Below are 10,128 nucleotides of genomic sequence, written 5' to 3'. Positions count from 1 at the left end.
CGAACGCCGGGGGCGGGCTCCCCGGGCGGGCCCCCCCCCCCCGGGGCGGGCGGGGCCCCCTACCCGGGGGCCGCGGCACTCCCATGACCGTCCAAATGCCGCCTGTATACCGGCACTTGGCGCCCGCTTTACCTCCTGCCCGGTCAGTCGCATTCACTCCCCATGGCCCTGTTGACGGACGACACCCGTCTGACACATGCTCGTTACATAGGTGCTCGATACATATGACCCTGGGTGCCCGGCCGATGACCCCTGTTCGGGATCCGGCCGATCCCCCCTACGCACCCGGCCCGGGGTCGGATTCGGAGGAGCAGCATGTGCGGAATCGCCGGATGGGTCGCCTACCAGCGTGACCTGCGGTCCGAACAGGACACCGTCGACGCCATGACCCAGACCATGTCCTGCCGCGGTCCGGACGACGCCGGGACCTGGGTGCAGGGCCCGGCGGCCCTCGGCCACCGCCGGCTCGCCATCATCGACCTGCCGGGCGGCCGCCAGCCGATGACCGTCGACACCCCCGACGGGCCGGTCGCGATGGTCTACTCCGGAGAGGCGTACAACTTCTCCGAACTGCGCAAGGAACTTGCCGCGCGCGGCCACCGCTTCACCACCGACTCCGACACCGAGGTCGTCCTGCACGGCTACCTGGAGTGGGGCGAGGCCGTCGCCGAACGCCTCAACGGCATGTACGCCTTCGCCATCTGGGACAGCCGCGAGCAGAAACTCGTGATGATCCGCGACCGGATGGGCATCAAGCCCTTCTACTACTACGCCACCGACGACGGCGTGCTCTTCGGCTCCGAGCCCAAGGCCATCCTCGCCAATCCGCAGGTGCGCCCCACCGTGACACTGGACGGCCTGCGCGAGCTGTTCGCCTTCGTCAAGACCCCCGGCCACGCCGTGTACGAGGGCATGCGCGAGGTCGAGCCCGGCACGGTCGTCACGCTGACCAAGAACGGCCTGCGCACCCGCGTCTACTGGACGCTGGAGACCAAGCAGCACACCGACGACCAGGAGACCTCGATCGCCCACGTGCGGTCGCTGCTGGACGACATCGTGCGCCGCCAGCTCGTCGCCGACGTGCCCCGCTGCACGCTGCTCTCCGGCGGCCTGGACTCCTCCGCGATGACCGCGCTGGCCGCCCAGCAGCTGGCCGCCGAGGACAAGACGGTCCGCAGCTTCGCGGTCGACTTCGTGGGCCAGACCGAGAACTTCACCCCGGACGCGCTGCGCGACACCCCGGACACCCCCTTCGTGCACGACGTGGCGCGCGCCTCGAAGACCGAGCACCAGGACATCGTCCTGGACTCCGACCAGCTCGCCGACCCCGAAGTGCGCTCCAAGATGATCCGCGCCCGGGACATGCCGATGGGCCTGGGCGACATGGACGCCTCGCTGTACCTGCTGTTCAAGGCGATCCGCGAGCACTCGACGGTGGCGCTGTCCGGCGAGTCGGCGGACGAGGTCTTCGGCGGGTACAAGCAGTTCTTCGACCCCAAGGCGCGCGAGGCCGACACCTTCCCCTGGCTGGTGCAGTTCGCCGAGCACTTCGGCGACGACGGCAACATCCTCACCGAGGGCGTCACCAAGGCGATGGACCTGGGCAGTTACGTCCAGGACAGCTACGACACGGCCGTCGCGGACATCCAGCGGCTCGACGGCGAGAGCGACTTCGAGTACCGCATGCGCAGGATCTGCTACCTGCACCTGACCCGGTTCGTCCGCGTCCTGCTGGACCGCAAGGACCGGGCCAGCATGGCCGTCGGCCTGGAGGTGCGGGTGCCGTTCTGCGACCACCGGCTCGTGGAGTACGTCTACAACACCCCGTGGAGCCTGAAGTCGTTCGACGGCCGGGAGAAGAGCCTGCTGCGCGAGGCCACCGCCGACGTGCTGCCCACGTCGGTCTACGACCGGGTGAAGAGCCCGTACCCCTCCACGCAGGACCCGAAGTACGCCGTCGCGCTCCAGGGCCACATCAAGGACCTGCTCGCCAAGCCCTCGCACCCGGTGTTCGACCTGGTCAGCCGCGACTGGCTGCGGCGCGCCGTCAAGGTCGACGTCCCGCAGATCACCCAGGCATCGCGGCGCGGCCTCGAACGCACCCTGGACCTGGCCCTCTGGATGGACATGTACTCGCCGACCATTACACTCTCTTGACCTGATCGAGGCAGGTCGATGGACGACAGACGGGTGGACGGTGGCGTGACGGTCGGCGAGGAGACGGCGCCGAGCGCGGTCGGTGAAGAGGCCGCGCTGGAGCTGGTCGTGACCCTGCACCGGCTGCTGCGCAGCCTGGGCAGGGCCGTCCCCGGCCGCCGCGTCCCGCCCACCCAGCTCATCGTCCTCGCCCTGCTCACCCAGCTCGGCCCGTCCCGCATCGGCGTACTGGCCGACCGCATCCCCTGCTCGCAGCCGACGGCCACGGCCGCGGTGGCGAGCCTGGAGTCGGCGGGGCTGGTCCGCAGGGAGCCGGACCCGACCGACGGGCGCGCGGCACGCGTGGTCGTCACCGAGGACGGCGTCCGCGCGCTGAACGACGTGGCACACAGTGAGGCCGAGGCGCTCGCCGGGCGCCTCGGCACGCTGCCTCCGGAGGACGTGCGCCGGGTACTGGAGGCGGGCGCCCTGCTGCGCCGGCTGACGGAGCCGGACCACGGGGCTGCCGACGGATCTCCGGCAGCCCCCTAATACCCCTTCGGCGGGCTGCCCGAATGGGCCTGCTGCACGCGGGAGATGTCGCCGTACTGCGCCTTGATGTAATTCACGGCCGCCGCGCAATTCGCCACCGGGTCATTGATGTCCCATGCCGTACCGGGCTGATGGTGCGCCCGGAACGTTCCCATGGTCGTCTGGAAAAGCCCCCGGGACGGCTCGCCCGCCACCGCGTTGGCGTCCCATCCGTTGAATGCGTGGGGATCGAATCCGGATTCCCTGCGGGCGATCGTCCACAGCCCGGCGTACCAGTATTCGGGTGATCCGGTGACTCGCAGACACGAGCGGATCCACCCGGCCGGCCCTGTCGCCTCGACCCGCTCCCTGGCCTCGGCGCGCTTCCTGGCCGCCTCGCGCCGCTGCTCTTCCAGCGCCGCGGACCGGGCCTCCGAGCTGGCCCGGGAGGCCCGCGCAGCGGCCTCGAAGCGCTGCTCCGTCAGCCCCGCCGCGACGAACGTGGCGGCCTGCCCCTCCAGCCCGGCCGAGGAGACCCGGACCTTCCCGCCGGACGCGGCAGGCGCCCGGTGACCCACCCTGGCCGCCGCCGGCCGGGCATCACCGCCGTACAGCGCGGCTTCTTCCGTGTGCGTCCCGGCCTCACCGGGGCGCATATCCGCCATTCCACTGAACACGATCGCGGCAGGAATTATCAGGACGAGGACAGAGGAAAGGGCGGTGGCTGCAGTCCTGGCCACGTGCATGGGAAATCATCGCCTTCCCGTCGAGCCGCCGGCTCACTTGGAAGGCGTCCTATCAGCCGGAATCAAGACCCGCCGAGCACCCGGCCGGGACCGGCGGTCCGAGCGGAATGACGATATCTTCGAAGTTTTGCGATACGAGTCGGGGCCCGGGCGGTGGGAGGAGTCTCGCGGGGCTATCGTGGCCCCATGTCCGCCCCTGAGCTGATCCGTATCGTCTCCCGCTCCTCCCCCATGGCCCTGGCCCAGGTCGAGCGCGTCCGTACCGAACTCGCCGCGCTGCACCCGGGCATCGCCACCGAGGTCATCCCCGTGACCACGACCGGTGACCGCTGGATGGGTGACCTCTCCGCGGTCGAGGGCAAGGGCGCGTTCACCAAGGAGGTCGACGCGGCGCTGCTGTCCGGGGAAGCGGACCTCGCCGTGCACTGCGTCAAGGACATCCCCGCCGACCGTCCGCTGCCCGCCGGCACGACGTTCGCCGCGTTCCTCAAGCGCGACGACGTGCGGGACGCGCTCATCCACCCCGGCGGGCTCACCCTCGACGAGCTCCCCGCCGGCACCCGTATCGGCACCTCCTCCGTACGCCGCCGCGCCCAGCTCGCCGCGTCGCACCCGCAGCTGGAGACGGTGCCGATGCGCGGCAACGCCAACCGGCGGATGGAGAAGCTGCACGCCGGGGAGGCCGACGCGCTGCTCCTCGCGGTGTCCGGGCTGCACCGCATCGGCCGCCCCGACGTGATCACCGAGGTGCTGTCCGTCGACACGATGTGCCCGCCGATCGGCGCCGGAGTACTGGCCCTGCAGTGCCGCGAGGACGACACCGCCACCATCGACGCGGTCTCCGGGCTCGGCGACCCGGACACCTACCGGGAGACGCAGGCCGAGCGGATGTTCCTGCACGTGCTCCAGGGGCACTGCAACTCCCCCATCGCCGGGTACGCGAGGTCCGGGCGCGGGGCCGGCGACCTGTCGCTGCGGGCCTGCGTGTTCACCCCCGACGGCAAGACGATCCTCAACGCGCACGAGTGGGCGGGCCGGCTCGACCCCGCCACCCTCGGCACCTCCGTCGCCGTCGCCCTGCTCCGCCAGGGCGCCCGCGAACTGATCGACGGCATCCCGCACTGAGGCACGGCGCCAAGGCCGGGGCCGGGGCCCGAGCCGCCCCGGTCACGGTCGGCGGTGCGTGCCCCGCGCGCTCGTCAGGATGCGGTGGACCAGGCGGGCACCGGTACGCGCCGTGCGGTGATCGAGGTCCAGATCCGGATTGAGTTCGGCGACATCGCAGACGGCCAGCTGTCCGCTCGCCGCGACCTTGGCGCAGACGTGTTCCACGACCTCCAGCGGCACTCCGTACGCGGCCGGCGCGCTGACCCCCGGCGCCACGGCGGCGGGCAGCACGTCCAGGTCGATGCTGAGGTGCACGAGGTCGCAGCTCGCGAGGAAGTCGTCCACGAAGGCGTCGACGCGGTGCACGTTCAGCAGGCCGCAGTCGGTGTCGGGGAGGTAGCGGACGCCGAGCCGGTCGGCGGTGCGGTACAGCCGCTCGGTGTTGCTCGGCGCGCTCACCCCGAGCACCCAGTAGTTCGGTTCCGCGCCCCGGGCCGCCTCGTCCCCGGCCATCTGCAGGAACGGCGTGCCGGAGCTGGGCCGGACGTCGTCGCGCAGGTCGAAGTGCGCGTCGAGGTTGAGCACGCCGAGCCGGGCGCCGGCGCGCAGCGCGCGGCTGCCGGCGAGGCCCAGGTAACTGCCGTACGCCACTTCGTGTCCGCCGCCGAGCACGGTCACCGGGCGGCCCCGGTCGAGGAGGGCGGTGACGGCGCGGCCCAGCCGCCGCTGGCCGGCCGCCAGGTCGCCGTCGCCGACCTCGATGTCCCCGGCGTCCAGCGCCCGCAGCGGCGTCTGCAGCGCCATCGGGGCGAGCGCGCGGCGCAGCTCTCCGGGGCCGTCGGCCGCGCCCGGCCGCCCCTTGTTGCGGCGCACGCCCTCATCGCTCCGGAAGCCGACGAAGGCGGCGTCCCAGTGACCGTCCCGGCCCCGGTCCGGCCCGGCGTCCGAGTACGGCGTCACCGCGTGGTGCCAGCGCAGGTGCTCGATGCCGGGCCCGTCGTCACGGCCGGTCCAGGGCCCGGCGGGTGCGTCCACGGTCACGGCCGCTTCCTGGTCCTGCCGCTGCTCCAGGTCGGTGGCCTGCGCGGCCTGCTGCACGGTGCTCGTCACGGTTCCTCAGCTCCTCGGTGGTCCGCTGCCATCACACCCGGGTACCGGCGTACGGGCCAGCGCGGACGCCCCGGTTCCTCGGATCCGAGACCCACTAGGATTCCGGTGCCCGCGTCACCCGCGAGAAGCGTGTGACCACGAGTGCGAGGGACGGTGAACGGCTTGGCCGAGGAGGCTGCTGACCTCGCGCGGCGGTACCACGCGCAGGCGTCCGGCGCCGCTCCCGCGTACCAGCGCGTGAAGGACCTCGTCACCGAGCAGATCATGAGCGGCCGGTGGCGGGAGGGCGACGCGCTCCCCTCGGAGAGCCGGTTCGTGGAGTCGCTGGGGCTGTCCCGGATGACGGTGAACCGCGCGCTGCGGGAGCTGGCGGGCCAGGGCCTGATCCGCCGGGTGATGGGCGTGGGCAGCTTCGTGGCGCTGCACAAGGGCAGTTCGGCGCTGGTCGAGGTGCACAACATCGCCGACGAGGTGCGCCGCCGCGGACACCGGTACCGCGCCGAGGTGCTGTACGTACGGGCGGAGACCGCCGATCCGGAGGTCGCCGCGCAGTTCGGCCCGGGCGCCGGGCGCCGGGTCTTCCGGTCGCGGGTGGTGCACTTCGAGGACGACGTGGCGATCCAGCTGGAGGACCGGTACGTCCACCCGGAGTTCGCGCCCGGCTATCTGGAGCAGGACTTCACCCGGCGGACCCCGTTCACGTTCCTGTCCGAGGTGGCGCCGCTGGGCAGGGGCGAGCACGTGGTGGAGGCGGTGCTGCCGTCGGCGGAGGAGTGCGCCGTCCTCGGCGTCCCCGAGTCCGAACCGTGCCTGCTCATCCACCGGCGCACCTGGTCGGGCGAGGCGCTGGTCAGCATCGCGCGGCTGCTGCACCCGGGGTCCCGGTACCGGCTGCAGGGCACGTTCGACAACCGCTGACCGACCGGCCCTACGGCTGTCGCGTCGGGGCGCGGCCCGAGACCGCGTGCGTGAGGCGGGCCGCGCCCTTGCGCAGCAGGTCGCGCACGTACGCCTCGTCGCGCGGCCGGTGGTGGCGGTACCAGGTGCTGCTCAGGGCCGCGACCGGCCGCCCGTGGTGGTCGAACGCCGCCACCCCGACCGACCGGAAGCCCGCCGAGACCAGCTCGGTCTCCTCCGACCAGCCGCGCGCCCGGTCCCGGGCCAGCAGGTCGCGCAGCTCGCCCAGCGACCGCGGGCCCTTGCCGGTACGGGTGATGAGGTCGCCGGGGCGCGGGAAGAGCGCCTTGAGCTGCGCCTCGCCGACGTGCGCGAGGAGCGCCCGGCCGCTGGCCGTGAGGTGCGCCGGGAGCCGGACGCCGACCTCGGTGACCAGTGGCACCGCCGCGGCGCCCGAACGCACCGCCGCGGGCTGCTCCTTGAGCAGGTACACGGTCTCCGCGCCGTGCAGCACGCCCAGGTGCACCGGCTGCGCGAGGCGGCCCGCGAGGGTGCGCAGGATCGGCCGCGCGAGCCGTTCCAGCGGCTCGTGCCGCAGATAGGCGGAGCCGATCTCGAAGGCGGCGACGCCCAGCCCGTACGCCTGCTCGTCCGGGAGGTAGGTGATGAAGCCGCGCCCGGCCAGCACGGTGAGGATGTGGTAAGCCGAGGAGCGCGGGATGCCGAGGTCGCGGGCGAGTGTCGCGGCCCGCACCGGGCCCGAGCGGCCCGCGAGGTGGGTGAGGATGTCCAGCGCCCGCCCGACGGCCGGCGAGGTGCTGGACGCGGCCGCCGCCGTACCGGGCATACCGGATTCCCGCCGCTCCGTCATCTGCACATCTCCCGGAACACCCCTTGACCGTCCTGTCTATACAGGCATATACAGACGGCTGCTTCTGCGCTCGTGCGAGCGGCGACACGCGCCGCCCCGGCCGGCCGAGCACCCATGTCACACGTCAGGGACGGACGTGCTGTTCCCGAAGGAGGGGGCATCTTTTGACTACCGACACTTCTCAGAACACCGACAAGACGGCGACCGATACGGCGGCCGGCGACGCGGCGGCCACCGGCACCGCGACCTTGCACCGCGGGCTGAGGGCCCGCCACATCCGGTTCATCGCCCTCGGATCGGCCATCGGCACCGGCCTGTTCTACGGTTCCTCCGAGGCCATCCAGGCCGGCGGCCCGGCGGTACTGCTGGCCTATCTGATCGGCGGCGCGGCCGTCTTCCTCGTACTGCGCTCGCTCGGCGAGATGGCGGTCAACAACCCCTGCGCCGGCTCCTTCGGCGAGTACGCCACCCGGTATCTCGGCCCGCTCGCGGGCTTCACGACCGGCTGGACCTATGCCTTCGAAATGGTCATCGTCTGTATTGCCGACATCACCGCGCTCGGCGTCTACATGGGATTCTGGTTCCCCGACGTACCGCGCTGGATCTGGCTGCTCGCCGCGATCGCCGTCATCGGCGTGCTGAACCTCTTCAACGTCAAGGTCTTCGGTGAGCTGGAATTCTGGCTCTCGCTGGTGAAGATCGTGGCTATCGGCGCGATGATCCTGGCGGGCCTCGCCATTCTCGTACTGGGCGTCGGCGGCGGTGGCGACGGCATGCATATCGGTGTGTCCAACCTCTGGAGCCACGGCGGTTTCTTCGCCCACGGCTTCCAGGGATTCATCCTGTCGTTCGCGGTCGTGATGTTCGCCTTCGGCGGCACGGAAATCATCGGCGTCACGGCGGGCGAGGCGGAGGACCCGGGGAAGACGATCCCGGGTGCGGTGAATTCCATTCCGCTGCGCATCGTGCTCTTCTACGTGCTGACCCTCGCCGTCATCATGTCGCTGAATCCGTGGCAGGAAATCGGCTCGGACGCCAGCCCGTTCGTGCAGATCTTCGCCGGTCTCGGCATCAAGTCCGCGGCGGCCGTGCTGAACGTCGTCGTGGTGATCGCCGCGCTCTCCGCGATCAACAGCGACATCTTCGCCGCCGGCCGCATCATGTACGGCATGGCCGAACGCGGCCAGGCCCCGGCGGTCATGCGGCGGCTCTCGCGCAGCGGCGTGCCGGCCATGACCGTCGGCATCATGATCGGTTCGCTGCTGCTCGGCGTGGTGCTGAACTACCTGATGCCCGACCGCATTTTCCTCATCATTTCCTCCATCGCCACCTTCGCCACCGTCTGGGTCTGGCTGATGATTCTCGCGACGCAGTACGCGGCCCGCCGGAAGATGTCGCGCGAGGAAGTGGCCGCGCTCGCCTTCCGCGTCCCGTTCTGGCCGTACGGGCAAATCATCGCCATGGTGTTCATGGCGGCCGTGATGGTGCTGCTCGCCTTTTCCGCGAGCACCCGGATCGCCCTGATCGTCGGAGCCGTCTGGCTGGTTCTGCTGTCGGTGGTTCATTTCCTCTGGGTCCGTCCGCGTTCCCGTTCCACGGCCTGACCGGGTACGGAACGAGCGGGGCCGCCGACGTCATTGGCGGCGGCCCCGCTCGGCTCATGCGCGCGTGTTACGCGCCGTCGCCCTCCCGCATGGGAACGCGGACGCCGCGCTCGGCGGCGACGGATTCGGCGATGTCGTATCCGGCGTCCACGTGCCGGATGACGCCCATGCCGGGGTCGTTGGTCAGCACGCGGCGGACCTTCTCGCCCGCCAGCTTCGTGCCGTCGGCCACCGACACCTGGCCCGCGTGGATGGAGCGGCCCATGCCGACCCCGCCACCGTGGTGCAGGGAGACCCAGGACGCACCGGAGGCCACATTCACCATGGCGTTCAGCAGCGGCCAGTCCGCGATCGCGTCCGAGCCGTCCAGCATCGCCTCGGTCTCCCGGTAGGGGGAGGCCACCGAGCCGCAGTCCAGGTGATCCCGGCCGATCGCCAGCGGCGCCTGCAGCGTGCCGTCAGCCACCATCTCGTTGAAGCGCTCGCCCGCCTTGTCGCGCTCGCCGTAACCCAGCCAGCAGATCCGGGCCGGCAGACCCTGGAAGTGGACGCGCTCGCCCGCCATCTTGATCCAGCGGTGCAGCGACTCGTTCTCCGGGAACAGGTCCAGGATCGCCTTGTCCGTCTTGTGGATGTCCGAGGCCTCACCCGACAGGGCCGCCCAGCGGAAGGGGCCCTTGCCCTCACAGAACAGCGGGCGGATGTAGGCCGGGACGAAGCCGGGGAAGGCGAACGCCCGGTCATAGCCCGCGAGCTGGGCCTCGCCGCGGATGGAGTTGCCGTAGTCGAAAACCTCCGCGCCCGCGTCCATGAAGCCGACCATCGCCTCGACGTGCTTGGCCATGGACTCGCGGGCGCGGGTGGTGAACCCGGCCGGGTCCTTGGACGCAGCCGCCGCCATGTCCTCGAAGTCCACGCCCACCGGCAGATACGCCAGCGGATCGTGCGCCGAGGTCTGGTCGGTGACGATGTCGATCGGCGCACCCTCGGCCAGCATCCGCGGCAGCAGCTCCGCCGCGTTGCCCAGCAGCCCGATGGACAGCGGCCTGCGCTGATCACGCGCCTCGGTAGCCAGCTGCAGCGCGTGCTCCAGACTGTCGGCGCGCACGTCCAGGTAGCGGTGCTC

The 10,128-nt window shown here is 71.4% G+C and carries 9 protein-coding genes; 5 read left to right on the top strand and 4 right to left on the bottom strand.

Annotated features, from left to right (window positions below; genetic code table 11):
• Positions 1-315: 315 nt before the first annotated feature.
• Together asnB and ABT381_RS33220 are read left to right on the top strand one after the other, a co-directional pair.
• Entirely contained in the window at positions 316-2,157 is a 1,842-nt protein-coding gene (gene asnB / locus ABT381_RS33225; RefSeq protein ID WP_351600948.1) for an asparagine synthase (glutamine-hydrolyzing), read from the top strand.
• Between the two features lie 18 nt (positions 2,158-2,175).
• Positions 2,176-2,688 carry a MarR family winged helix-turn-helix transcriptional regulator gene (locus ABT381_RS33220; RefSeq protein ID WP_351600945.1) on the top strand — a complete coding sequence of 171 codons (513 nt, stop codon included), beginning with the start codon at positions 2,176-2,178 and terminating at the stop codon, positions 2,686-2,688.
• On the opposite strand, the gene ABT381_RS33215 is transcribed toward ABT381_RS33220, so the two are convergent.
• Complete coding sequence (locus tag ABT381_RS33215) at positions 2,685-3,413, bottom strand: transglycosylase SLT domain-containing protein (protein ID WP_351600942.1); 729 nt, start codon at positions 3,411-3,413, stop codon at positions 2,685-2,687. The genes ABT381_RS33220 and ABT381_RS33215 overlap by 4 nt on opposite strands.
• A gap of 186 nt (positions 3,414-3,599) precedes the next feature.
• Here ABT381_RS33215 and hemC point away from each other — a divergent pair, with 186 nt between their 5' ends.
• Positions 3,600-4,538 (top strand): hydroxymethylbilane synthase, encoded by a 939-nt coding sequence (gene hemC / locus ABT381_RS33210; RefSeq protein ID WP_351600939.1) that lies wholly within the window; start codon positions 3,600-3,602, stop codon positions 4,536-4,538.
• Between the two features lie 42 nt (positions 4,539-4,580).
• On the opposite strand, the gene hutG is transcribed toward hemC, so the two are convergent.
• Positions 4,581-5,630 (bottom strand): formimidoylglutamase, encoded by a 1,050-nt coding sequence (gene hutG, locus ABT381_RS33205; protein WP_351600935.1) that lies wholly within the window; start codon positions 5,628-5,630, stop codon positions 4,581-4,583.
• 162 nt (positions 5,631-5,792) lie between these two features.
• Between hutG and hutC the strand changes: the two genes are divergently transcribed.
• On the top strand, positions 5,793-6,548 hold the full coding sequence (gene hutC, locus ABT381_RS33200) for a histidine utilization transcriptional repressor HutC (protein WP_351600932.1): 756 nt from the start codon (positions 5,793-5,795) through the stop codon (positions 6,546-6,548).
• 10 nt (positions 6,549-6,558) lie between these two features.
• Here the strand turns inward: hutC and ABT381_RS33195 are convergent, their stop codons facing one another.
• The gene (locus ABT381_RS33195) at positions 6,559-7,398 is read right to left on the bottom strand and encodes an IclR family transcriptional regulator (protein ID WP_351600929.1); all 840 of its coding nucleotides are present in this window, start codon (positions 7,396-7,398) and stop codon (positions 6,559-6,561) included.
• Positions 7,399-7,421: 23 nt separating this feature from the next.
• On the opposite strand from ABT381_RS33195, the gene ABT381_RS33190 reads away from it, so the two are divergent.
• Positions 7,422-9,002: an amino acid permease gene (locus ABT381_RS33190; RefSeq protein WP_351600926.1), complete on the top strand. Its 1,581-nt coding sequence runs from the start codon at positions 7,422-7,424 to the stop codon at positions 9,000-9,002.
• Positions 9,003-9,069: 67 nt separating this feature from the next.
• On the opposite strand, the gene hutU is transcribed toward ABT381_RS33190, so the two are convergent.
• On the bottom strand, positions 9,070-10,128 hold a 1,059-nt coding region (gene hutU / locus ABT381_RS33185), incomplete at its 5' end, for a urocanate hydratase (RefSeq protein ID WP_351600923.1).

Source organism: Streptomyces sp. NPDC000151 (genome assembly GCF_040301705.1).
GTDB lineage: Bacteria > Actinomycetota > Actinomycetes > Streptomycetales > Streptomycetaceae > Streptomyces.
This window is presented reverse-complemented; position numbering and strand designations above follow the sequence as displayed.

Coding starts and splice junctions, on each gene's coding strand:
- hemC (WP_351600939.1), top strand. CDS start 3,600: ATGTCCGCCCCTGAGCTGATCCGTATCGTCTCCCGCTCCTCCCCCATG.
- ABT381_RS33195 (WP_351600929.1), bottom strand. CDS start 7,398: ATGACGGAGCGGCGGGAATCCGGTATGCCCGGTACGGCGGCGGCCGCG.
- ABT381_RS33215 (WP_351600942.1), bottom strand. CDS start 3,413: ATGCACGTGGCCAGGACTGCAGCCACCGCCCTTTCCTCTGTCCTCGTC.
- asnB (WP_351600948.1), top strand. CDS start 316: ATGTGCGGAATCGCCGGATGGGTCGCCTACCAGCGTGACCTGCGGTCC.
- ABT381_RS33220 (WP_351600945.1), top strand. CDS start 2,176: ATGGACGACAGACGGGTGGACGGTGGCGTGACGGTCGGCGAGGAGACG.